19 protein-coding genes and 1 tRNA gene are annotated in these 23,230 nt (G+C 67.5%); 10 read left to right on the top strand and 10 right to left on the bottom strand.

Annotated elements, in window-relative coordinates; genetic code table 11:
• The first annotated feature begins 98 nt into the window (after window positions 1-98).
• From AC3WLC_RS11020 to AC3WLC_RS11010, 3 genes are all read left to right on the top strand, one after another.
• Window positions 99-2,450: a putative bifunctional diguanylate cyclase/phosphodiesterase gene (locus AC3WLC_RS11020; RefSeq protein ID WP_493683961.1), complete on the top strand. Its 2,352-nt coding sequence runs from the start codon at window positions 99-101 to the stop codon at window positions 2,448-2,450.
• Window positions 2,451-2,567: 117 nt separating this feature from the next.
• Window positions 2,568-4,013, top strand: coding sequence for a dihydrolipoyl dehydrogenase family protein (locus AC3WLC_RS11015; RefSeq protein WP_493683960.1), 1,446 nt, complete (start codon window positions 2,568-2,570; stop codon window positions 4,011-4,013).
• An 11-nt stretch (window positions 4,014-4,024) separates the two neighbouring features.
• Window positions 4,025-5,479, top strand: coding sequence for a sensor histidine kinase (locus AC3WLC_RS11010; RefSeq protein ID WP_493683959.1), 1,455 nt, complete (start codon window positions 4,025-4,027; stop codon window positions 5,477-5,479).
• Window positions 5,480-5,504: 25 nt separating this feature from the next.
• Here AC3WLC_RS11010 and AC3WLC_RS11005 read toward each other — a convergent pair whose 3' ends face one another.
• Window positions 5,505-6,131: a S24 family peptidase gene (locus tag AC3WLC_RS11005; protein WP_291673348.1), complete on the bottom strand. Its 627-nt coding sequence runs from the start codon at window positions 6,129-6,131 to the stop codon at window positions 5,505-5,507.
• A gap of 190 nt (window positions 6,132-6,321) precedes the next feature.
• Between AC3WLC_RS11005 and AC3WLC_RS11000 the strand changes: the two genes are divergently transcribed.
• Together AC3WLC_RS11000 and AC3WLC_RS10995 are read left to right on the top strand one after the other, a co-directional pair.
• Window positions 6,322-6,678, top strand: coding sequence for a DUF952 domain-containing protein (locus AC3WLC_RS11000; RefSeq protein WP_493683958.1), 357 nt, complete (start codon window positions 6,322-6,324; stop codon window positions 6,676-6,678).
• Window positions 6,675-7,763: a quinone-dependent dihydroorotate dehydrogenase gene (locus AC3WLC_RS10995; protein ID WP_493683957.1), complete on the top strand. Its 1,089-nt coding sequence runs from the start codon at window positions 6,675-6,677 to the stop codon at window positions 7,761-7,763. Before AC3WLC_RS11000 ends, AC3WLC_RS10995 begins: the two co-directional genes overlap by 4 nt.
• A 116-nt stretch (window positions 7,764-7,879) precedes the next feature.
• On the opposite strand, the gene AC3WLC_RS10990 is transcribed toward AC3WLC_RS10995, so the two are convergent.
• The 5 genes from AC3WLC_RS10990 to AC3WLC_RS10970 all read right to left on the bottom strand — a co-directional run bounded on the left by AC3WLC_RS10990 (window position 7,880) and on the right by AC3WLC_RS10970 (window position 13,350).
• The gene (locus tag AC3WLC_RS10990; RefSeq protein WP_493683956.1) at window positions 7,880-9,274 is read right to left on the bottom strand and encodes an RNB domain-containing ribonuclease; all 1,395 of its coding nucleotides are present in this window, start codon (window positions 9,272-9,274) and stop codon (window positions 7,880-7,882) included.
• Between the two features lie 128 nt (window positions 9,275-9,402).
• Window positions 9,403-9,675 (bottom strand): DUF6460 domain-containing protein, encoded by a 273-nt coding sequence (locus AC3WLC_RS10985; RefSeq protein WP_100961135.1) that lies wholly within the window; start codon window positions 9,673-9,675, stop codon window positions 9,403-9,405.
• An 84-nt stretch (window positions 9,676-9,759) separates the two neighbouring features.
• On the bottom strand, window positions 9,760-10,425 hold the full coding sequence (locus AC3WLC_RS10980) for a response regulator (protein ID WP_493683955.1): 666 nt from the start codon (window positions 10,423-10,425) through the stop codon (window positions 9,760-9,762).
• Window positions 10,426-10,540: 115 nt separating this feature from the next.
• Window positions 10,541-12,298 carry a cisplatin damage response ATP-dependent DNA ligase gene (locus tag AC3WLC_RS10975; protein ID WP_493683954.1) on the bottom strand — a complete coding sequence of 586 codons (1,758 nt, stop codon included), beginning with the start codon at window positions 12,296-12,298 and terminating at the stop codon, window positions 10,541-10,543.
• Complete coding sequence (locus AC3WLC_RS10970; RefSeq protein ID WP_493683953.1) at window positions 12,295-13,350, bottom strand: ligase-associated DNA damage response exonuclease; 1,056 nt, start codon at window positions 13,348-13,350, stop codon at window positions 12,295-12,297. The genes AC3WLC_RS10975 and AC3WLC_RS10970 overlap by 4 nt, the downstream gene beginning before the upstream one ends.
• A gap of 60 nt (window positions 13,351-13,410) precedes the next feature.
• Between AC3WLC_RS10970 and AC3WLC_RS10965 the strand changes: the two genes are divergently transcribed.
• From AC3WLC_RS10965 to AC3WLC_RS10950, 4 genes are all read left to right on the top strand, one after another.
• Window positions 13,411-14,346, top strand: coding sequence for a class I SAM-dependent methyltransferase (locus AC3WLC_RS10965; RefSeq protein WP_493683952.1), 936 nt, complete (start codon window positions 13,411-13,413; stop codon window positions 14,344-14,346).
• A 162-nt stretch (window positions 14,347-14,508) separates the two neighbouring features.
• Window positions 14,509-16,995 (top strand): ligase-associated DNA damage response DEXH box helicase, encoded by a 2,487-nt coding sequence (locus AC3WLC_RS10960; protein WP_493683951.1) that lies wholly within the window; start codon window positions 14,509-14,511, stop codon window positions 16,993-16,995.
• On the top strand, window positions 16,992-17,702 hold the full coding sequence (gene pdeM, locus AC3WLC_RS10955) for a ligase-associated DNA damage response endonuclease PdeM (RefSeq protein ID WP_493683950.1): 711 nt from the start codon (window positions 16,992-16,994) through the stop codon (window positions 17,700-17,702). Before AC3WLC_RS10960 ends, pdeM begins: the two co-directional genes overlap by 4 nt.
• Window positions 17,703-17,896: 194 nt before the next feature.
• Window positions 17,897-17,971: transfer RNA gene (locus AC3WLC_RS10950), tRNA-Thr, on the top strand.
• A 476-nt stretch (window positions 17,972-18,447) separates the two neighbouring features.
• Here the strand turns inward: AC3WLC_RS10950 and AC3WLC_RS10945 are convergent.
• The 4 genes from AC3WLC_RS10945 to fepB all read right to left on the bottom strand — a co-directional run bounded on the left by AC3WLC_RS10945 (window position 18,448) and on the right by fepB (window position 22,107).
• Entirely contained in the window at window positions 18,448-18,618 is a 171-nt protein-coding gene (locus AC3WLC_RS10945; protein ID WP_493683949.1) for a hypothetical protein, read from the bottom strand.
• A gap of 494 nt (window positions 18,619-19,112) precedes the next feature.
• Entirely contained in the window at window positions 19,113-20,144 is a 1,032-nt protein-coding gene (locus AC3WLC_RS10940) for a FecCD family ABC transporter permease (RefSeq protein WP_493683948.1), read from the bottom strand.
• Window positions 20,141-21,145, bottom strand: coding sequence for a FecCD family ABC transporter permease (locus AC3WLC_RS10935; protein WP_493683947.1), 1,005 nt, complete (start codon window positions 21,143-21,145; stop codon window positions 20,141-20,143). The genes AC3WLC_RS10940 and AC3WLC_RS10935 overlap by 4 nt, the downstream gene beginning before the upstream one ends.
• A complete protein-coding gene (gene fepB, locus AC3WLC_RS10930; protein ID WP_493683946.1) occupies window positions 21,142-22,107 on the bottom strand; it encodes a Fe2+-enterobactin ABC transporter substrate-binding protein in 966 nt (321 codons plus the stop codon). Before fepB ends, AC3WLC_RS10935 begins: the two co-directional genes overlap by 4 nt.
• Window positions 22,108-22,343: 236 nt before the next feature.
• Here fepB and AC3WLC_RS10925 point away from each other — a divergent pair, with 236 nt between their 5' ends.
• Entirely contained in the window at window positions 22,344-23,189 is an 846-nt protein-coding gene (locus AC3WLC_RS10925) for an ABC transporter ATP-binding protein (RefSeq protein ID WP_493683945.1), read from the top strand.
• The last annotated feature ends 41 nt before the right edge of the window (window positions 23,190-23,230 follow it).

Here is a 23,230-nt window from a genome sequence, read left to right as displayed (position 1 = left end):
TACCTTTCCCTCTTAAAGCCGTTAGATGATGCGGCAAAGGATGGGGTCGTTCACCCGCCTCTCCAGTGACCGTCACGAGGCAGGAGTGGATGGCGGGAGTGGCGAACCGGTTGCATAGCGCCAGCGCCGACAGAGCGATCGCGGAGCAGCCGGCCGGGCATGACGGCCGGAGCGCGGTCGACCTCGCCGATTATCGCCTGCTGGTCTCCTCGCTGTTCTCCTCGCCGGGCTCGATCATCCCCGGCGGGATCGCCGGCATCCTCACGCCCTTCCTGTGCTGGATCGCGACCCGGGCCGAGCTGTTCATGGTGCTGACGATCTGCGTCGCGCTGGTCGTCGTCATGCGGATCATCACCGTGGTCCGCTATCGCCGGCTCGATCATTCCGAGGACACGCTCGCCCAGACCACGCGCTGGGATCGGGAATATTTCTTCGGCGCGACCGTGTTCAGCGCAGTCCTCGGCTTCAGCTGCTATGCAGCGCTGGCCTGGACGGACGATCCCGCAGCCCACATCACCTCGGTGTCGTCGACGATCGCGCTCGCCTCCGGCTATGTCGCGCGCAATGCCGGGCGGCCGAAATTCGTCGCTGTCCAGCTGCTGACCTTCTGCGTGCCGATGGCGGTCGGCCTGATCCAGGCGCACAACCCGTACTACCAGTACATCGGCTATTTCGCCTTCCTCTATGTCGTCGCCAACATCGCGATCACCAACTCGCTGCATCGCAACCTGCTGGCGCTGAGCGACGCGACCAAGCAGTCCAAGGCGCTGGCGACGGCGCTGCGCTCGCAGAACCTGACGCTCGACGCCGCGCTCAACACGATGATCCACGGCCTGGCGATGTTCGACCGCAAGCTCGACCTCGCGGTCTCGAACGCGCCGCATGCAGCCCTTTACGGCATTCCGGAGACACTCGCCCTGCCGGGCACGCCGATCAGCGCGATCGCGCGCTTCCTGGTCGAGCGGCAGGTGATGACGCCCGAGCAGGTCCGCGACATCAAGGCGGCCCTCGACGGCGTCCAGGCGACGCAGCAGGCGGCCATCTACGAATTGCAGTCGCGTAACGGCCGCATGCTCGTCGTCACCATCGCACCCGCGGCCGAGGGCGGCGTGCTGATGCTCACCGAGGATGCGACCGAGCGGAAGGCGACCGAGGCACGGATCGAGCAGATGGCGCGCTTCGACGAGCTGACCGGGCTCGCCAACCGCTTCGAGTTCAATTCGCAGCTCGCCGAGGCCTTCCGCCGGCAGGAACGGACCGGCGAGACCTTCGCGTTGCTCTATATCGACCTCGACGGATTCAAGCAGGTCAACGACAATCTCGGCCACGACATCGGCGACCGGGTGCTGGTTCAGACAGCGGCGCGGCTGAAGAGCGCGATCCGCCACAACGACCTTCTCGCCCGCTTCGGCGGCGACGAGTTCGTGCTGATCCTGCCGGCGACCGACGTCGCGACGGTCCGGATGATCGCGCAGCGCATGATCGAGGCGATGGACCGCGCCTTCGAGCTGGAGACCAAGACCGTCTACGTCACCGCCAGCATCGGCATCGCGCTCGCACCTGCCGACGGCGCAACGCCAGCCGACCTGCTGCGCCATGCCGACACCGCGCTCTACAAGGCCAAGGCGGCCGGCCGCAACACCGCGACCTTCTTCGATCCGGCCATGGCCGAGGAGATGCTCGAACGCCACGAGATCGAGGTCGACCTGCGCCAGGCGACCACCGAAGGCGCGCTGGAGCTGTACTACCAGCCGATCATCGACCTGCGCACGCAGGAGATCGTGACGCGCGAGGCGCTGATGCGCTGGCGGCATCCGACACGCGGCATGGTGCCGCCCGGCATCTTCATCCCGATCGCCGAGCAATCCGGCCTGATCGCCGGCATGGGCGACTGGGCGATCCGCCAGGCCTGCCGCGACGCGGCGAAATGGCCCGGCGGCATCGGCGTCTCCGTCAACATCTCGCCACTGCAGTTCCGCGAGCCGCGCCGGATCGTCGAGACCGTCAAGAATGCGCTGCTGCTCGCCCATCTCGCGCCGGGCCGCCTGACGCTCGAAGTCACGGAATCGCTGCTGATCGAGGACAACAAGACGACCCTCGAGGTCATCAACGAGTTGCGCGCGATCGGTGTGAAGTTCGCGCTCGACGATTTCGGGACGGGCTATTCCTCCCTCGCCTATCTCTCGACCTACCCGTTCTCGCAGGTGAAGATCGACCAGAGCTTCAGCCGCGACGTCAACAGCGACGAGGCCTCCAAGGCGGTGATCGAAGCGGTCTGCCAGCTCGCGCGGCGCCTGTCGATGAACGTCGTGGTCGAAGGGATCGAGACCGAGGCGCAGCGCATGGCGGTGCAGTTGCTCGGCGCCCAGCGCGCCCAGGGCTATCTGTTCGGCCGGCCGCAGCCGGTGTCGGAGTTCAGCAAGGGCGACGAGCCGCGCAAGATCGCCTGAGCCCCCATCTTCTTGCCGATATCGGCCGCTTCCAGCCTACTATCGTTGATCGCGAACTTGATTCCGCCGCAGCGGCAACGCATCTGCACGAGCGAGATAGCGACCGGGAGACGCGGCGTGAGCCAAACCGCCAGCCCAGCAGCCAGCAAGGAGCCGCTGACGCCGGACATCTGCGTCATCGGCGATGGCCCCGGCGGGCTCGCCGTCGCGACGGCTGCCGCGCTGTTCGGTGTCCGGACGGTGCTGGTCAGGCAGAGCGGCAGCGCGCTTGCCCTCGGCGAGGGCGCACGCGGCCAGGCCCTGCGCGCCGTAGCCGAGCGCGCGCGGGCCATCGCGGGTGCCCAGGCCTTCGGCATCGCAGCGGGGGCTGGCGAGATCGATTACGGGCGCGTGCGCGCCCATCTCGACCAGGTGTCGGCAAGATCGGCCGCGAACGACTCTGACGAACGCCTCGCTGCCCTGGGCGTGCTCGTGCTCAAGGGCGAGGTGCGTTTCCAGAACCGCCGCCAGATCGCCGTCGGCGAGAGCGTGATCAAGGCGCGGCGCTTCGTCGTTGCGACCGGATCGCTACCGGCACTGGCCGACATTGCGGGCCTGGCCGAGCTGCCGTTCCTGACCGAGGACAGCATCTTCGAGCTAGCGAAACGCCCCGAGCGGCTGATCGTGCTCGGCGGCGCGGCGGCTGCGGTCGAGCTGGCGCAGGCGATGCGCGCACTCGGCAGCGAGGTCGCCCTGATCGCCCGGGACGGGCTCCTGCTGGACGAGGATCCCGAAGCGGTCGGGGTGCTCCGTCGGGCCTTGCTCGGCGACGGCATCGCCCTGCATGAAGGCCGGCCGATCCTGCGGGCAGAGAGCCATCGCCAGCGCCCCCGCCTCGTGCTCGACGGCGACATCAAGGTCGACGGCACGCATCTGCTGGTCGCGAATGGGCGCCGGCCGAATATCGCAGGCTTGGAACTCGACCTCGCCGGCGTCCGCAGCGACGAGACTGGCATCGTCGTCGACACCTCGCTGCGGACCGCCAATCGCAACATCTACGCCATTGGCGATTGTGCCGGCGGCGCGGCGGCCGGGTCGATGTCCAGCCAAGCCGCGCAGCATCAGGCCGGCCTCGTGCTCCGCAATGCGCTGTTCCGCCAGCCCACCCGCCTCAGGCGCGAATGGGTACCGCGTACCGTCCATGGCCGGCCCGAATTGGCGAGCGTCGGCCTGAGCGAGACGCAGGCGCGCGCGCAGGGCGAGATCCGGGTGCTGCGCTTTCCCTATGCCGAGAGCGGACGCGCCCAGGCCGAGCGGCAGACAGAAGGGCTGATCAAGCTGATGACCGACCGCAAGGGCGGCATTCTCGGCGTCGTCATCGCCGGAGCCCAGGCGGCCGAATTGATCGTGCCCTGGAGCCTCGCCGTCCAGAAGCGGGTGAACGTCAAGGAGATGGCCGGGCTGATCGCGCCATCCCAAAGCCTGTCGGAGCTGTCGCAGAAAGCGGCGCTGTCCTTCCACGCACCGCTCGCGGCAAAGCCGGGCATCCGCCGCCTCATCGGCTTCCTCAGCCGTTTCGGATAGACTGGCTGTTGATGTCAGTAAGACGGTTCGATCCCAACACCCTGTCGATCAGCGTAGCGCGCGGGCCGACCCAGCTCGGCCTCTCGGCCAAGCTGCTGGTCCTGACCATCCTGTTCGTGATGCTGGCCGAGGTGCTGATCTACCTGCCCTCGGTCGCGAACTTCCGGCGCAACTGGCTGAACGATCGGCTCGCGGCGGCGCAGATCGCCGTGCTCGTGCTCGAAAACGCCCCGGCCGAGGGCCTGCCCGAGGGCAGCGAGGAGCGGCTGCTCGCCGGCGTCGGCGCCTCCGCCATCGCCGCCCGTGTCGGCGGCGCGCGCCGCCTGCTCAGCCTCGATTCGATGCCGCATGAGGTCGCCAGGACCGTCGACCTGCGCGACCAGAGCTGGATGCAGTCTATCGTCGAATCGGTGGCGACGCTGGTCAGCCCCTCGCATGAGATGCCGATCCGGGTGGTCGGGCAGGCGGTCGGCGCCGCCGACTTCGTCGAGATCGTCATCGACGAGCGGCCGCTGCACCGCGCCATGCTGAAATTCTCGGTCAATCTGACGCTGGTCACGCTGATCATCTCGATCCTGACGGCCGGGCTGGTCTATCTCACCCTGAACTGGCTGATCGTGCAGCCGATCCGGCACCTCGCCGCCAATGTGATGGAATTCGAGCACGACCCGGAGAATCCGCGCCGGATCATCGAGCCGACCGAGCGGGCCGACGAGATCGGCGAGGCCCAGCGGGCGCTGGCGCGCATGCAGGCGACACTCGCCGACGATCTTCGCGCCAAGAAGCACCTCGCCGAGCTCGGCCTCGCCGTCAGCAAGATCAATCACGACCTGCGCAACATGCTGGCCGCAGCGCAATTGATGTCGGACCGGCTGACCGAGACGCGCGATCCGAAGATCCGGCGCTTCGCGCCGCGCCTGATCGCGACACTCGGGCGCGCCATCGATTTCTGCCAGGCGACGCTCGCCTATGGCCGGGCTGCCGAGGCGACGCCGGCCTTGCGCAATGTGGCACTGCGCCAGCTTGTCGCTGAGCAGGCCGAACTGCTCGGCCTCGGCGAGAACGGCACGATCGCCTTCGCCAACGAGGTGCCGGCCGAGGTGATCGCCCCTTGCGATCCCGACCAGATGGCGCGGGTGCTCTCCAACCTGATGCGCAACGCCATCCAGGCACTCGACGGGATCGCGGAAGCCGGCGAACGGACGCCGGCACTCAGGATCAGTGCCGGCCGGCGCCATGAGGAGATCGTCCTGCGCATCGCCGACAACGGGCCGGGCGTGCCGCCGCGGGCGCGCGACAACCTGTTCCAGGCCTTCCGCGGCTCGGTCAATCCTGGCGGCACCGGCCTCGGCCTTGCCATCGCCGCAGAGCTGGTGCGGCTGCATGGCGGGATGATCGCGCTGGAGCCGTCCGAGGTCGGCGCGGTGTTCACGGTGTCGCTGCCGGCCCGGCGCGCGGCGGCGTGAGATCGGCCGGGCGCCGGCCGACGCACTACTGGCTCGCCCAGATCACCCGCGCCATGAAGGCGATCTCGGCGAGCGCCAGCACCCGGTCGGCATGCTCGGGGTTGAGCGAGGCGAGTTCGACCGTCTTCGCGGTCTGGCGCCTGAGCTGCTTGGCCAGCACCTCGCCCTCGACGGTCTTGACCACGACCCGGTCGCCGCGCCGGATCGCCGCGCCGGGCGAGACGATGATGGTGTCGCCGTCGCGATAGAGCGGCAGCATCGAATCGCCGGCGATCTCGAGCGCATAGGCCTTCTCGTCCTGCAGGCCGGGAAAGGCGACCTCGTCCCAGCCCGAGCCGGCTGGGAAGCCGCCATCGTCGAAGAAGCCGCCGGATCCCGCCTGGGCGAAGCCGATCACCGGGATCGTGTGCGCCGGAGGCACGCCGCGGCGCAGCACGTTCATGAACTCGTCGAAGGAGGCGCCGGTGGCGGAGAGGATCTTGGCGATCGATTCGGTCGAGGGCCAGCGCTCGCGCCCGTCGGCGCCGACGCGCTTCGAGCGGTTGAAGGTGGTGGCGTCGAGCCCGGCCTTGCGGGCGAGGCCCGACGGCGTCAGGCCGTAGCGCTGGGCGAGCGTATCGATCGCGCTCCAGATCTGGTCATGTGACAGCATCGCGGAGAGGCCTCGTTCCTGATGGTGCCGGCGCAAAGCGGGGATTGAAATAGGAAATATCCCCTATTCGATAAGAATTCAATCTGATTCGTGCTTGCTGCCAGCCCCCAGCTGAAGAAATCCGGGAACCGGCCCGGCGCGACACGCTTTCCCCTTTTGCCGACGGCCATCAGGCGATATGTCCAGCGCCATGCCGCTCATCTACAAGATCTGTCCCGAGGCGCTCTGGCGCGAAGCCGAGGCCGCAGGCCTCTTCCAGGGAGCGCCGGTCGACCTCGCCGACGGCTTCATCCATTTCTCGACTGGATCGCAAGTCCGCGAGACCGCGGCCAGGCATTTCGCCGGCCAGGACGGGCTGCTGCTGATCGCCTTCGACGACGCCGCGTTCGGCGGGGCCTTGCGTTACGAGCCCTCGCGCGGCGGGGCGCTGTTCCCGCATCTCTATGCCACGCTCGACCCGAGGCAGGCGCGCTGGATCGCGCCACTGCCGTCGGGCGAAGCCAGCCATGTGTTTCCAGAGGATGTCTTGCCGGAGGATGTCGCGTGATCGGAGCGCTGTTCGGCCTGGCGCGGCCGCTGATCCACAAGCTCGACGCTGAGCAGGCGCATCGGCTGACGATCGCGGCCCTCGCCGCCGCGCCGCCGTTGCGGCCGGCCGCCGATGCACCGTCGCTGGCGGTCGAGGCCTTCGGCCTGCGCTTTTCCAATCCGGTCGGGCTTGCGGCCGGCTTCGACAAGAATGGCGAGGCGATCGACGGCGCGCTCGGGCTCGGCTTCGGCTTCGTCGAGATCGGCGGGGTGACACCGCTGCCGCAGCCGGGCAATCCGCGCCCGCGTGTCTTCCGCCTGCCCGAAGACGAGGCGGTGATCAACCGCTACGGCCTCAACAGCGAAGGCATGGAGGCGGTCGCGGCGCGGCTCGCCGCACGCCGGAAGAAGGGCGGCATCGTCGGCGTCAATCTCGGCGCCAACAAGGAGTCGGCCGACCGCAGCGCCGATTATGCGGTGCTGGCGGGGAGACTGGCCCCGCTCGCCGACTTCCTGACCGTCAACGTCTCCTCGCCGAATACGCCCGGCCTGCGCGACCTGCAGGCCGAGAGCGCACTCGACGACCTGATCGCGCGTACCCTCGCCGCCCGCGATGAGGCCAATGCCGGGAGCAAGCCGACGCCGGTGCTGATCAAGATCGCGCCCGACCTCTCCATGCCCGAGCTCGACGGCATGGTCGCGGTCGCCCGCCGCCGCAAGGTCGACGGCATGATCGTCTCGAACACCACGATCGCGCGGCCCGAAAGCCTGCGCAGCGGCAACAAGGCCGAGACCGGCGGCCTCTCGGGCAAGCCGCTCTTTGCGGCCTCGACCCGCATCCTCGCCGAAACCTTTCTGCGCGTGGAGCGGCGATTCCCACTGATCGGCGTCGGCGGCATCGATTCCGCCGAAACCGCCTTCGCCAAGATCAGGGCCGGGGCGAGCCTGGTGCAATTCTATTCGGCGATGGTGTTCAAGGGGCCGGGGCTGGTCGGCGAGGTCAAGCGCGGGCTCGACATGCAGGTGCGCAAGGCCGGGCTGCCGCGGCTTGACGCCCTGGTCGGGCGCGACGCCGAGGCGATTGCGCGCGGCGAGATGGGCTGAGGCGGCAGATCCGACGGCCCTCTATAGGTGGCGGGCGGTCCTTGGCGCCGCCGCAGGCTGTGATCACTCGGACCCGCAACTTGGCCGAGCCGGCTGCCAGGCCATACCTCGCAGGGTCATGGCCCGCTGCCTATCCGCTCGAAGCTGATCGTATGCTGTAACGGGTCGGCGGCCGTGAGGCGGACTCGGATCCTGTCACCCGGCTTTTCGCCCTGCCCACGAACGCGCGCGATCACGGGTAAGTCGCAGAGCTGGATCCGCAGAGCGTGATCATCCGTGTCGGTCACGACAGCCTCGAAGGACTGCCCCTCACGCCCCTGGAGCATCAGGGCTTCGGCGAGGCTGACTACGGCGCGCTCGATCTGCCCGTCGCGGGCATCGGCCCTTCCCATCACGGCAGGAAGCGTCTCGAAGGCGGCCGTCACTGTCGCGGGCACCGCTTGCCCGTTCGCGACCGCAAGGGTGGCGCTGATCACGTAGCGATCGGCGAGGCGGCGCAACGGAGCGGTGGCGTGCGCATAGGTCGCCGCCATCGGCGCGTGCCAGGGCACCGAGCCTTCGCGATAGGGAACATAGCTTGCGCCGCCGCTGGCCCTGCGCACCGCCAGCATGAAGGCTGCGTGACTGCTGTCGGCGGGGTCGAGCGTCTTCTCGAATTCGGCGAGCGGTGCCGTGTCCGGCCAATCCAGCCCTAGGGCCCGTGCGGTCTGGCGCAGGCGCATGACAGCCTTTTGATCCGGCTCGGGCATGACCCGAAACAGTCCCGTCCGCGCCGTCAGAAGCGCGTTGGCGATGGCGACATTGCTGGCCAGGGACAAGGCCGCGTTCCGATCCTCGGCCAACAGGCGCGGGCGGAAGAGCAGCTGGAAGCCGCCGCCTTCCACAGGAGCGACTTCCTGCTCGGGCGGGTCCACGCGCGCTGCGCCCCGTCGGCTCTCGGCGCCTTCGATGCGGCGCGCCAGCTCCGCGAAATCGGGCGGCAGATCTGTCTCGCCCACGGTTTCATAGGCGAGCTTTGCGGTGTTGCGAACGATGGCGCGCTCGGCACCGTCGAGATGGACATTCCCGTCGGGGTCTATCCTGGTCGTGAAGATCACGGCCGGCCTGGGGCCCGCAGGCAACAGGCTGGCAGCTCCCTCGGCGAGGACCGGTGGATAGAGCCCGGCCTTGCCGTCAGGCAGGTAGATCGTGCTGCCGCGCCGCCAGGCCTCCTGATCGATGACGCCGCCATCATCCACGAACCAGGCGACATCGGCGATGGCGTAATGGAGCAGCAGGTCAGCGCCGCTGCGCTCGATGGCGAAAGCCTGGTCGAGATCCGTTGATGTCGCGGGATCGAGCGTGGCGAAGCGCAGATCGGTCCGATCGACATGCTTTGTCGGCACTCGTTGCGCCGCCGTCTCCGCCGCCGCAAGAACGTCTGGCGGAAAATGCTCGGGCACGCCGTATTGCCGGCGTATCGCCGCGAGCCCGTCGATCAACGCGTTGGTGGAGTCGATGACCGTCTTCATCGCTGACTACCGTGCCTCGCTGCCAGGACGGTGTCGATCATGATTCCGGCGACCTCATCTGCTGATCGATGCGCCAGCCGAAACCGGGCTCGCCCTGGGGCAAGCGCGGATCGAAGCCGACCTCGCTCCTATCGCTTCGAGGCGAAGAGGCGGCTGATCAGCCAGAGCGGCACGACGACCAGCGCGCCGGCAAGGGCCCAGCCGCCGACCTCGCGGACCGCATCGAAGCCCATATCGGTGAGCGAGCGGACAAAGCGCAGCGCCGAGTCGAACAGGCCACGCGGCGACAGGCCGAGGAAAGCCATGGCCGCGCCGACCAGCAGCGAGATGAAGAACAGGCGCACGAGGACGCTGAGGACGGAACCGCCCAGGAAACGCTCGGTGCCACCGCCATTGGCCATGGGAATCCCCTTCGGATCGACCGCGAGAGACAAATCAGACCCCGCTTGAACCGGGCCTGAACGCCGCCGTCAACCGCTGCGCGCTCAGCTCGTCGCCGAAGCGCCCTGCGCCGCCCAGCCAGCGCCGGCGATCTTGGCGGCGGCGATCACGGCCTGGGTGCGGCTGTCGACGTTGAGCTTGGTCAGGATCGCCGAGACATGCGCCTTCACCGTCGCCTCGGAGACACCGAGCTCATAGGCGATCTGCTTGTTGAGCAGCCCCTCGGACAGCATCATCAGGACGCGCACCTGCTGCGGTGTCAGCGTCGCTAGGCGGCGGACCATGTCGGCGGTCTCATGGTCGACCGGGGCGGAGAGATCGACGCCCGGCGGGGTCCAGACGCCGCCATCGAGCACGGCCTGGATCGCCTCGCCCATCTGCGCGACCTCGGCGGTCTTGGGCAGGAAGCCGAGTGCGCCGAACTCGATGCAGCGGCGGATCACCGCCGGATCGTCATTGGCCGAGACCACGATCACCGGGATCTCGGGATAGGAGGCGCGCAGGAAGAGCAGGCCGGAAAAGCCCTGCACGCCCGGCATGCTGAGATCGAGCAGGATGAGGTCGATGTCCGAGGCTTCGGCGAGCGCCTGGCCGAGCGCCTCGAGCGAGCCGACCTCGCTGACCTCCGAGCCCGCCAGCCCGTGCGAGACCGCCTGGCGCAAGGCGCCGCGGAAGAGCGGATGATCATCCGCGATCACGATCCGTGTCATCATGCCCTCCGCGCGCCGATGCCCGGCAAGATGCCGGCGCGATTCCCCTTGAAAGTTCAAGCGCCCGCCATCTGACCCTGTCAATGCTCCAATCGCAGGGAGCCACAAAGGATCGCTAGTTTGCAGGCAGCAGCGCCTCCAGCGTCTCGATCCGGTCGGCCTCGCCCGGCGGCTTGTCCCAGCGGATGCGGCTGATGCGGGGAAAGCGCATGGCAATGCCGGATTTGTGCCGCGTCGAGCGCTGCAGCCCCTCGAACGCCACCTCGAAGACGAGACCGCTCACGAGCGTATGCGTCACCTCGCGCACCGGGCCGAAGCGGTTCAGCGTGTTCTTGCGGACATAGCGGTCGATCTCGAGCAGTTCCTCGTCGGTGAAGCCGAAATAGGCCTTGCCGACCGGCACCAGCTCGTCCGCGCCCGCCTCCCCGACCCGCCAGACGCCGAAGGTGTAGTCGGAATAGAAGGAGGAGCGCTTGCCGTGGCCGCGCTGGGCATACATCAGCACGCAGTCGACCAGCCGGGCATCGCGCTTCCATTTGTACCAGTAGCCCTTGGGGCGGCCGGGCAGATAGGGCGAATCGAGCCGCTTCAGCATGCAGCCCTCGACCGCCTCGGCATCGGCGCCAGCCCCGGCAGAAGCCGGGTCGGCGCGGGCCTCGGTCAGCTCCTCCCAGTTCGCGAAGTGAATGCGCGGCGAGAGGTCGAAACGGGTGCTGTCGAGCCTGCCGAGGAAGGCTTCAAGCCGCGTGCGCCGCTCGGTATAGGGATGGGCCCGCAGATCATCGTCGCCCTCGGCCAGAAGGTCGTAGGCGCGGATATGGGCGGGGAATTCGGCAAGCATCTTGGCAGTGACCTGCTTGCGGTTGAGCCGCTGCTGGAGCGTGTTGAAGCTCTGGACGACGCCGTCCCGCATCACCAGCAACTCGCCGTCGATCGCACCATCCTCAGTCAGCGCCTCGGTCAGATCGGGAAAAGCGCCGCCGATCTCCTCGCCGGTGCGGGAATAGAGCCGGACGGTGCGGCTGCCATCGGCCCGCGTGCCGGCGACGGCCTGGACGCGGATGCCGTCCCATTTCCATTCGGCCGCGAACTCGCCCGCATCGAGCTTGTCGAAATCGCTGTCCTCGATCGCATGCGAGAGCATGACCGGGCGGAACGGCGCCGGATCGGTCGCCTCCGGCCGCGGCGCCCTGCCCTCCAGCCAAGCGAAGAGCGCTGTGTAAGGCGGCTCCAACCCGTGCCAGACCTGCTCGACCTCGTCGGCCGGAATGCCACCGAGGCTCGCGGCAGCGGTCTTGGCGAGCCGAGCGGAGACTCCGATGCGCAGGGCTCCAGTAATCAGCTTGAGCAGGGCCCAGCGGCCGGTTTCGTCGAGCGCATCGAGCCAGGAGGCGATCAGGCTCGGCATCTCGGTCTTGCCGGACTTTTGCAGGCCGGCGACGACATCGGGAAGCGTGAGCGGCGCGCGATTGTGACCGGGCTCTGCAGGAAGCCCCTCCCCCTTGTGGGGAGGGGTTGGGGTGGGGGGCGAACGACTAGTTGAGCACTCACCAGGCGGAGCCACCCCCATCCCTCTCCCTTCCCCACAAGGGGGAAGGGAAGAGCTAGGCCACATCAACGCGACCGTCTCGGAGAGGTCGCCGACATAGTCGTAGGAGAGTGCGAACAGCACCGGGTCGGTGCGTTCGGCGATCAGAGCGCGGATCAGGCCGGGCTTGGCGTTCTGGAAGACCAGCCCGCCGGTCATCGCCGCCAACGCATAGCCGCGATCGGGATCGGGCGTGGTGCGCAGGTAATCGGCGATCAGCGCGAGCTTGCCGTTGCGGCGCGGCTCATAGGCGAGGCGGTCGAGCAGCCAGGCAAAGCGGTTCATGGGACTGCCTCGGCCGGTTTGACTTCAGGCTCGGCTTCGCCCTCGTCACCATAACCGACGAGGTGGAGCGGCATGCCTTTGAGGCCGACCGTGCCGCACCAATGCGCCAGCGCTTCGGCCTCACCATGGGTGATCCAGATCTCGTTCGCCTGGACCTCGCGGATCGTCGCCTGGAGGTCGTCCCAATCGGCATGGTCGGAGATGATCAGCGGCAGCTCGACGCCCTTCTGGCGGGCTCGCGCCCTGACCCGCATCCAGCCCGAGGCGAAGGCGGTGACCGGATCGGGGAAGCGGCGCGACCAGAGGTCCTGGATCGCACTCGGCGGGCAGATGACGATCTCGCCGGCAAATGCCTTGCGTCCCTCGCCCTTGCGCTCGCCTGGCTCGACCTTGCGGATCTCGCCGAGCGGGATGCCTTCGGCCTGATAGAGCTCCGTGATCTTTTCAACCGCGCCATGGATATAGATCGGCCGCTCGTAACCGGCCTCGCGGATCAGCGCCATCAATCGCTGCGCCTTGCCCAGCGAATAGGCGCCGACGATATGGGTGCGATCGGGGAAGAGCCGAACGGAATCGATGAGCTTCGCGGTCTCGGCATTCGCCGACGGATGGCGAAACACCGGCAAGCCGAAGGTCGCCTCGGTGATGAAGACGTCGCAGGTGACCGGTTCGAAGGGCGCGCAGGTCGGGTCGCGCTCGCGCTTGTAGTCGCCGGAGACGACGATGCGCAGGCCCTTGTGCTCGACCACGATCTGGGCGGAACCGAGGACATGGCCGGCCGGGACGAAGCGGAAATCAACCGCACCGATGCGGACGCTTTCGCCGGGCGCTACCACCTGCTGCGTACCGGTGAACGCCTCGCCATAGCGCAACGCCATGATCGCCAGCGTCTCGCGTGTCGCCAGCACGGCACCATGGCCGGCGCGGGCATGGTCGGAATGGCCGTGGGTGATCAGCGCCCGCGCCACCGGGCGGACCGGATCGATGTAGATGTCGGCCGGTGGGCAATAGAGCCCCGCCGGCGTCGGCGTCAGCAGATCGGAAGGCTTCATCGTCTGGCCAGTGTCATCTGCCTCCGGTAAACCCGCAGCATGATCGAAAAGGGCAGCAGCGTGTACTCCGCCAGTTCCGGCGACGAGCGTCTCGACCGTCGCTATGCCTGGGCCGAGGCGGCATTGAAGGATGGCGACCCGCAGGCGGCGATCGACATCCTCGATCAAACGCTCGCCGAGAACTACGGTTTCACCGCCGCCTGGCATCTCTACGGGCTGGCCCAGGAAGCGCTCGGCCACAATGAGGAGGCCGCGACCGCCTGGCGGCAATGCCTCGACCTCGACCCGAACGATCATGTCGGCGCCAAGCTCGACCTCGCCCGCATCGGCGCGCTCGCCGCCGAGCAGGCGACCTCGGAGAATTTTTCGGGGGCACTGTTCGACGGCTATGCCGAGCGCTTCGACAGCCATCTCGTCGGCACGCTGCAATATCAGGCGCCGGCGCTGCTGAAGGAGGCGCTGGCTCGCCACTGCGAACAGGCCGGCCGGCCCTTGCATTTCGAGGCGGTCTACGACCTCGGCTGTGGTACCGGGCTGATGGGCGAAGCGATCCGGGCGGAGACGGACTTCCTCGCCGGCTGCGATCTCTCGCCGCGCATGATCGCCAAGGCACAGACCAAGATGCGCGAAGGCGGCGGCCCGCTCTACGACAAGCTCGCCACCGCCGGCCTCACCGCCTTCCTGGCGAGCCGGCCCGACGCCTCGGCCGATCTCGTCATTGCCGCCGACGTCTTCGTCTATCTCGGCGACCTCGCGCCGTGCTTCCATCAGAGCGCGCGCGTGCTCAAAGCCGGCGGCCTCCTCGCCTTCACCGTGCAGAGCCATGAGGGCGAGGGCATCACCGTCGGCCAAGACCGGCGCTTCGCCCATGCCGAGGGCTGGATCAGGGAAAAGCTCGGCGAGGCCGGGCTGAAACCAGTGGTCGTAGAGCAGCAGAGCACCCGGATCGACCGTGGTGAGCCGGTGCCAGGGCTGATCGTGATCGCGGAACGCTGAAGCTGGCGTCATGCTCGGGCTTGCCCCGAGCATCTCAAGCCGAATGGGCCATCGACCATCGCGTCCTCATCACGAGACCGCCGACTCGACGTGCACGTCAACCGAGAATGACGCAAAGCCGCCGTTCCCTTTTCGTTCGGCAGAGCCTATCTCTGTCGCTCGATGGATGCGCCCTCGCCTCTCCCACCGGCCTTCTCAGCCTGGTTCGCCAGCCGCGGCTGGAGCGTGCGAGCGCATCAGCTCGCTTTGCTGGAGGAAGCCCGGGCCGGGCGCTCGACCCTGCTGGTCGCGCCGACCGGCGCCGGCAAGACGCTCGCCGGCTTCCTGCCCTCGCTGGTCGAGCTGACCCAGCGCGGCGGCGGGCGCGAGGGACTGCACACGCTGTATGTATCGCCGCTGAAGGCGCTCGCCGTCGACATCGCCCGTAATCTGGAGACGCCGATCCGGGAAATGGGGCTCGACGTCAAAGTCGAGACCCGCACCGGCGACACCTCGCCGGCCAAGCGCGCCCGCCAGATCGAGCGCCCGCCGGACATCCTTTTGACCACGCCGGAACAGCTCGCGCTGCTGGTCTCGCATCGCGATGCCAAGCCGTTCTTCTCAGGGCTCCGCCGTGTCGTGCTCGACGAATTGCACGCGCTCGTCACCTCCAAGCGCGGCGACCTGCTCTCGCTCGATCTCGCCCGCCTGCGCGCACTGGCGCCTGGGATGAGCGCGGTCGGCCTCTCGGCTACGGTGCGCGAGCCGGCCGATCTGCAGGCCTATCTCGGCGGTGCCGGCACGCCGTCCGGCCTCGTCACCGTCAAGGGCGGCGCGCAAGCGCAGATCGGGATCATGCACACCAAGCGGCGGCTGCCGCTGGCGGGGCATATCACCGCTCATGCCGTCGACGACATCTACGCCGCGATCCAGGCCCACAAGCTGACGCTTGTCTTCGTCAATACCCGCATGCAGGCCGAGTTCATGTTCCAGGCGCTGTGGAGCGTGAACGAGGAGACGCTGCCGATCGCCTTGCATCACGGCTCGCTCGATGTCGGCCAGCGCCGCAAGGTCGAGGCGGCGATGGCGGCGGGCAAGCTGAAAGCCGTGGTCTGCACCGCGACGCTCGATCTCGGCATCGACTGGGGCGATGTCGACCTCGTCATCAATGTCGGCGCGCCCAAGGGGGCGAGCCGCCTGATGCAGCGCATCGGCCGCTCCAACCATCGCATGGACGAGCCCTCGCAGGCGCTGCTGGTGCCCTCGAACCGCTTCGAATTGCTCGAATGCCGCGCCGCGCTCGATGCAGTGGCGGAGGCGGCGCAGGACACGCCGCCGCCGCGGTTAGGGGCGCTCGACGTGCTCGCCCAGCATGTGCTGGGGGTCGCCTGCTCCGACGGTTTCGAGCCCGATGCGCTCTATCGGGAGGTCCTGACAGCCTCGCCCTATGCCGACCTCGCACGTGCCGATTTCGACGCGGTGGTCGATTTCGTCGCGACCGGTGGCTACGCGCTGAAGAGCTATGAGCGCTTCGCCAAGCTCCGGCGGAGCAAGGATGGCATCTATCGCGCCAGCAATGCCCGCGTGATCCAGCAATATCGGATGAATGTCGGCACCATCGTCGAATCGACCATGCTCAAGGTCCGGCTCGGCCGCTCGCGGCCGGCCCGCCCCGGCGGTCAACAGATGCTCAGCCGCGGCGGGCGCATGCTCGGCGAGCTGGAGGAGTACTTCGCCGAGACGATGACGCCGGGCGACACCTTCATCTTCGCCGGCGAGGTGCTGCGCTTCGAGGGCATCGTCGAGAACGAGGTGGTCTGCTCGCGCACCGCCGCCGGCACCGACCCCAAAATTCCCTCCTATGCCGGCGGCAAGTTTCCGCTTTCGACCTTCCTCGCTGCGCGCGTGCGCGCCATCCTGGCGACGCCGAAGGAATGGGCGAAGCTGCCGGACGAAGTCGCGTCCTGGCTGCATGCGCAGCGCCTGAAATCGCGCCTGCCCAAGCCGGGCGAGCTCCTGGTCGAGACCTTTCCGCGGGCCGGACGTTTCTTCCTCGTCGCCTACCCGTTCGAGGGCCGGCTCGCCCACCAGACGCTCGGCATGCTGCTGACGCGCCGGCTGGAGCGGGCGCGATTGAAGCCGCTCGGCTTCGTCTGCAACGATTATGGCCTTGGTGTCTGGACGCTCGGCGACATGGCGGCGGCGATCGCGCGCGGGGCGCTCTCGCTCGACGAGCTCTTTTCGCAGGACATGCTCGGCGACGATCTCGAGGAGTGGCTGGCCGAATCGGCGCTGATGAAGCGGACCTTCCGCTCCTGCGCCGTGATCGGCGGCCTGATCGAGCGGCGCTTTCCCGGCCAGGAGAAGAGCGGGCGGCAGGTGACGATCTCGACCGACCTCGTCTACGACGTGCTGCGCCGGCACCAGCCCGACCATGTACTCTTACGCGCCGCCCGCGCCGATGCGGCGACGGGCTTGCTCGACATCGGCCGCCTGGGTCAGATGCTGACACGGATCAGCGGGCGAATCGTGCATCAGCCGCTCGATCACGTATCGCCGCTCTCGGTCTCGGTCATGCTGGAGATCGGACGCGAGGCGGTCCATGGCGAAGCGGCCGACGAGATCCTGGCCGAGGCGGAAGCGCAGATGCTCGAAGAGGCGATGGCGTGAACCTGGCGGCGAAGGAAACGGGAGAGGTGGCAGCCGAAGCCTTCATGCTCGGCCGGCTGGCTGCCGTGCCCGATCTCTCCGGCGCGCTCTATCTGCCGGATGAGCGCACGCTCGTCATCGCCGATTTGCATCTGGAGAAGGGCTCGGCCTATGCAGCGCGCGGCGTGCTGCTGCCGCCCTATGATTCCGCCGCGACGCTGCGGCTGCTCGGCGCTGCGATCCTGCGCTACCAGCCGGCCCGCGTGATCGCGCTGGGCGATTCCTTCCATGACCGCGGCGCCGAGGCGCGGATCGACGAGAGCTGCTTATCGACACTGCGGGCCTTCCAGGCCGGCCGCGACTGGCTCTGGATCAGCGGCAACCACGATCCGATGATCTCGGCTGCGATGGGCGGGTGGGTAGCCGACGAGCTCGATCTGCGCGGCGTCAGGCTGCGGCACGAGCCGAGCCCGGCCGGTGCGCTGCCGGAGATCGCCGGGCATCTGCACCCCGCCGCCAAGGTCCGCATGCGCGGCCGGGCGCTGCGCCGGCGCTGCTTTGCGCTGTCGCCGAGCCGCTGCGTCATGCCGGCGATGGGCGCTTATGCTGGCGGCCTCAATGTCCGCGACGCCGCCTTCCGGCCGCTGTTCGGCCTCGGCTTTTCCGCCCATCTCCTCGGCGACGGTCGGCTCTTCCGCATCGACCAGCGCCTGCTGCTGCCGGATTGAAAACAGCCGGCCATAGCGAGGCCGAGCACTCCGTTGGTAACGGAGTACTTGGGCGCCCTTCATTTTCATGTGCAGGGATATGTGCGTAACAGGTTGCGTCGAGGCGGGGCTTGTGGCATCAGGACGCCGCTTCGGAACGGCGCGGCGCCTTCCCGGTCCTCAAGTGACCTGAAACGCCAGCATATCCCGGTCCTGCTGCGGTAGCTCAGTGGTAGAGCACTCCATTGGTAATGGAGAGGTCGAGAGTTCAATCCTCTCTCGCAGCACCAGCCTTTCCGGCTTTAACCCCTTGTAATCGCAAGAATCAGCTGATTTTGGGCCCGACCGCCGCCCAAGAACAACGCATGCATCACGCAGAAGACCCTGGAGCCCAGGAAGCCCTTGACCAGAAGGCGTTCGACGCCAGGGAGGCGGTATGCTGATGGCGCATTTGTCGGCGATGGGCACCCAATCCGCGGGCATGAGCTTGCTTCGGCTACTCCGGCAGGAGCGCCAAACATCATCACCAGCGCACCGGTGACGGTCGAAGGCTCTTCAACCACCCCTGAGCAGAATCAGGACTTGACGCGGGAGATGGCGAAGGAGATATAAGTAACGGCGCGGACACTTATTGGAGATAAGATCCAGATCCAGGATCGATTGAGCCAATGACTCGTTAATAAAAACAAATAGTCCGTGAAAAATTAAACAACGGACTATTTGATATTAGCTTTTGTAACAAATTTTATTTTTTAAAAACAGAAAATTATTTAATAGATCCTGGCTTCCACTTGAATCCGCACTTCATATAATTATTCATCAATTTCCCACCGCCGATACGCCCTGTCCAGATACTCCAGCCAGTTTTCTCGGCTTGAATTTGCGTCGATCCACATTTTTGGCACTTAATCTTATCTTCTTCGATCTTTTCACTCATGTCACCCCTCCAACCTTCCCCAGAGAAATCATCGGTTAGACACGATCTGACTATTGAAATTCAGACGCGCCGTCTAGCGATCTTTATCGATTGTCCAATTCTGTGAGCTAATCGCTCATCCGGCACTCCGTGCCCCTGAAATGGACGCGCTCCCCCTCGACCAGGTGCAGGGGCTTGCCGAAACGTCGAACGCACAGGTGCATTGCCATTCTTCTACCGGCTGCATCGCAAACGCCATTCGGCGAAGTGGACCTGCAAGGACTGGTCCTTGCACAGGAACCGAGTGGGGTTTCGACCTTTACGGTAGGATGGCGCAGTCCTTGAGCAATGCGACTCAGTTAGAGAGATCCGTACCGACACAGGACGGCCGATGACGATATGACCGGCCGTGAGGCGGCCGGCAGGTTCCGGCTACCGATGACTCTCCAAATTGCTCAGCCGGAGCGGTCCTCACTCGTCACGAGACAACGAACCTCCGCAGGCGTGATCGCCACTCAGACCCTATCGTCGCGAGCCAGCCGACAGAGCAGATAGATTCCGCCCAGGAGACCGGTCGTCAGGCCAATCGGCAAATTGAGGCCGGACGGGACGCGCTGGCTGACCAGGTCCGCAGCCAGCAGCAGGACTGCTCCCATCGCTGCGCCGGGCAGGAGCGCCACCTCCGGCGAGCGGCACAGGCGCCGCGCGAGCTGCGGACCGGCCAAGGCGATGAAGGCGATCGGTCCAGCCGCCGCCGTCGCCATCGCGGTCAGGCCGACGGCCGTCATCACCATGGCGAGCCGCGTGCGCTCGACGGGGACGCCGAGCTGACTGGCGGCCTCGTCACCCATTTCGAGCAGTGCGAGGCGCCGGGCATGCAGGAGCGCGAGCGGCGCGATCAGGATGAGGCCAAGGCCGGCCGGAATTGCATGCGACCAGCTGCGCGCCGCAAGCGAGCCCGCCAGCCAGATCTGGGCCGAGACCGAACGGTCGAGATCGCTCGCCACCAGCAGCATCGTGTTGACGCCCGTCAGCGTCGCACCGACGCCGATGCCGACCAGCACCAGCCGGTAGCCGCCGGTGACGCGGCCCTTCAGCGCTAGCAGGAAGACGAGCGCCGCCGTTGCCATGCCCGAGAGCACCGCCGCCAGCGCCACGGCAAAGGGATCGGCGCCGAACAGGATGATCTGCACGATCGCGCCGGTGGCCGCGCCGGTGGTGAAGCCGATGATGTCGGGCGAGCCCAGCGCATTGCGCGAGATCGACTGGAAGATCGCTCCGGCCATGCCGAGCGCCGCCCCGACGCAAGCGGCCGTGATGACACGCGGCAGGCGCAGGCCCCAGATCACGCGCTCGGCCATCGGGTTCTCACCCCCGCCGAACAAGGCGGCGACGACCTCGGCTGGCGCGAAGGCGAGCGTGCCGGTGCCCAGCAGGACGACCGCGAATGCAAACGCAATCCCGACAAGCACTGCGCAGACCAGCGCAGTGCGCGGCCGCCAGCGCAGCGAGAACGAACCGAACCGGAACGTGGAGAGCGCGCTCATGGCCGGCTCGCCTTGAAGCGGCGTACGGCGATGATGAAGAAGGGCCCGCCGAGAAGGGCGACGACGATCCCCACGGCGACCTCGGCAGGCGCTGCGACCATGCGCCCGACCAGATCGGCGCCGAGCAGGAGCAGCGCGGCAAAGAGCGCCGAGAACGGCAGGATCCAGCGATGGTCAGGGCCGGCGAGTGCCCGCGCCAGATGCGGCGCGATCAGGCCGACGAAGCCGATCGGCCCAGCCGCGGCGGTGGCGGCGCCGGCCAGCAGCATCACCGCCAGGCAGGCCAACAGCCAGATCGTACGCGGCGCGGCTCCGAGGGCTTGGCCGAGTTCCTGCCCCAGCGCCAGGACGTTGAGGCCACCGACAATCGACAGGGCAATTCCGAAGCCCGCCGCGACGCCGACAGCCAGCACGACAGCGGCTTCGAAGCTCGCCCCCTCCACCGAACCGGCGGCCCAATGGCGGAAATTGTCGAAGGCGATGGGCGAGGCGTTGATCACCATGATGCCGGTGATCGCACCGAGCACGATCGAGAGCCCCGCGCCGGCGAGGACGAGCCGGACGGGATTGGTCCCGGTCTCGTGCGCCCTCCCGAGCAGGAACACGGCGGCGCCGGCAAGGCCCGCTCCCAGCGCAGCGAGCCAGACATAGTGGATCGGCCGCGTCAGGCCGAGCAGGGTGACCCCGAGCACGACGGCGACCGCCGCGCCGGCGTTGATGCCGAGCAGGCCTGGCTCGGCCAGGGCATTGCGGGTGACCGCCTGCATGATCGCTCCGGCGAGGCCGAGCGCGGCGCCGGCGAGAACTGCCGTGATCAGCCGCGGCACCCGCAACTGCCAGACGACCAGATGCAGATCATTGCCGGGATCATAGGCCCGCAGCGCGGCGAGGACTGTAGCGGGCGGGATCGGGCGCGAGCCGATCGCCAGACTCGCCAGCGCCAGCAGGCCGAGCGCGATGGTGCCGGTGGCGAGCCACCACCGGCGCCTATGCCGTCTCATCGCTTGGCGAAGCTTTCGCGCAGCCGCTCGATGATCTGGCGCCCGGAATAGGGATCGATGCGGAAGGAGGTCAGCCCGAGCGGATAGACCCGCTTGCCGGTGACCGCCGGGTGATTGGCCAGCACCGGCTCGGCCAGGAAAGCCTCCACATCCTTGTCCGTCGCGCGCAGGAGCAGGACGGTGTCGGCGGCGATCGCGGCCGAGAGGTTCTCGCGCGAGAAGAACTCGAAATCCGAGGGACGCGCCGAATTCGGCTTCAGCTCCGCCGGCAGGCCGACCACCTCGAAGCCCAGAGCCGAGACCAGCTTGGAAACCGGGCTCACGGTCCGCGCCACCGAATAGCTGCCGGCGATGTTGTAGCCGACAATGCTGGCCTGCCTGCCTTTCACGCCGATGGCGGCCGCTGCGGCGGCGAGATCGGCATCGAAGCGGGCGATCGCGGCGGCAGCCTCCTTTTCCAGGCCGGTCGCCTTGCCGAGCTCAGTTGCCAGTTCCTGCCAGCTCCGGCTCGAATAATCGACCACCAGGGTCGGCACGCCGAGCGCTTCCAGCTCGGCCCGATGCTGGAGGATGCTGTCGGCGCCGGTGGTCGAGGCGATCACCAGGTCCGGCTTCCAGCCGAGCACCGCCTCGATGTCGAATTTCAGGTTGGGGTAGAGCACTTTGACGCCGCGCTTGTCGGCATCGCCGGCCCATTGCGAGAAGAAGCCCTTGGCATCGGTGAGCGGGCTCGGCGTCGTCGCCGTGCTCGCCAGCGGGGGCGCCTCGATCGCCAGCAGGATGCCGGTGACGCTCGGCGTGGTCGAGACGATGCGCAGCGGCTTCCTGGCCAACGTCAACTCGCCGGCGGCGTGCCGGATGGTACGGGGCCAGCCAGCGTCCTGACTTCGGGCCGGCGGGCCGTTTCCGATCAGGGCAGCTGCGATCGTGATGATGGCGATGAAGAGCTTGATGAAGGGCATCGTCGATCTATCTGGCTAGTCGTCCTGCGAGCCGTGAGCCAGGCTCCACTCACCCGCTGCGCGTCGGGGCGCATATGCGCCATTCCTCATGACGGATCGTATCCCGCCATGCAATATGGACTGTGATCAAAGAGTCGGTTATCGAGCGTAAAACCGCTCGCAATGACTGCTTTACCACAACAAGAGCAGGAAAGGATGGCGTCGAAGGCCACGAATTCGACGACGCCAATCGTAGATTGGAAGAATTGAAAAGTACTTCGCGACCCGATTCCCGCCTCCACGCCGATGCGCTGACGCTCCGTTACGAGGCGCGCACGATCTCGACCGGCCTCTCGGTCGCGATCGCCGACGGCTCGTTCACGGTGATCGTCGGGCCTAATGCCTGCGGCAAGTCGACCCTGCTGCGGGCCCTGTCGCGCTTGCTCACGCCCGCTGCCGGCCAGGTGATCCTGGACGGCAGGCAGATCGGCGAGCGCCCGGCCAAGGAGGTCGCGCGGCGCCTCGGCCTCCTGCCGCAGAGCGCGATCGCCCCCGACGGCATCACCGTCGCCGACCTCGTCGCCCGCGGCCGCTATCCGCATCAATTCTTCCTGCGGCAATGGTCGAGGGCGGATGAAATGGCGGTCGCCGCCGCAATGCGGGCGACGCGCGTCGACACGCTTGCGACGCGCCCGGTCGACGAGCTTTCCGGCGGCCAGCGCCAGCGGGTCTGGATCGCGATGGTGCTGGCGCAGGAAACGCCGATCCTGCTGCTCGACGAACCCACGACCTTCCTCGACATCGCCCACCAGATCGAGCTGCTCGACCTGCTCGCCGAGCTCAACGCGCAGGGGCGGACGGTCGTCGCGGTGCTGCACGACCTCAACCAGGCCTGCCGCTACGCCTCGCATCTCGTCGCGATGAAGGACGGCGCGATCGTCGCCGAAGGCAGCCCGGCGGGCATCGTCACGGCCGAGCTGATCGAACAGGTCTTCGGCCTGGCCTGCATCGTCATTCCCGATCCGGTCGCGGGAACCCCTCTCATCGTGCCGAGAGGGCAGACCCGGGCGTCGCTCCCTGCGGCGGATGCGGGGCAAGCATGATCACACCGTTCTCCGTCATTGCGAGGAGGCCTTCAGGCCGA

This window comes from Allobosea sp. GW821-FHT03A12 (assembly GCF_058986765.1).
This window is presented reverse-complemented; position numbering and strand designations above follow the sequence as displayed.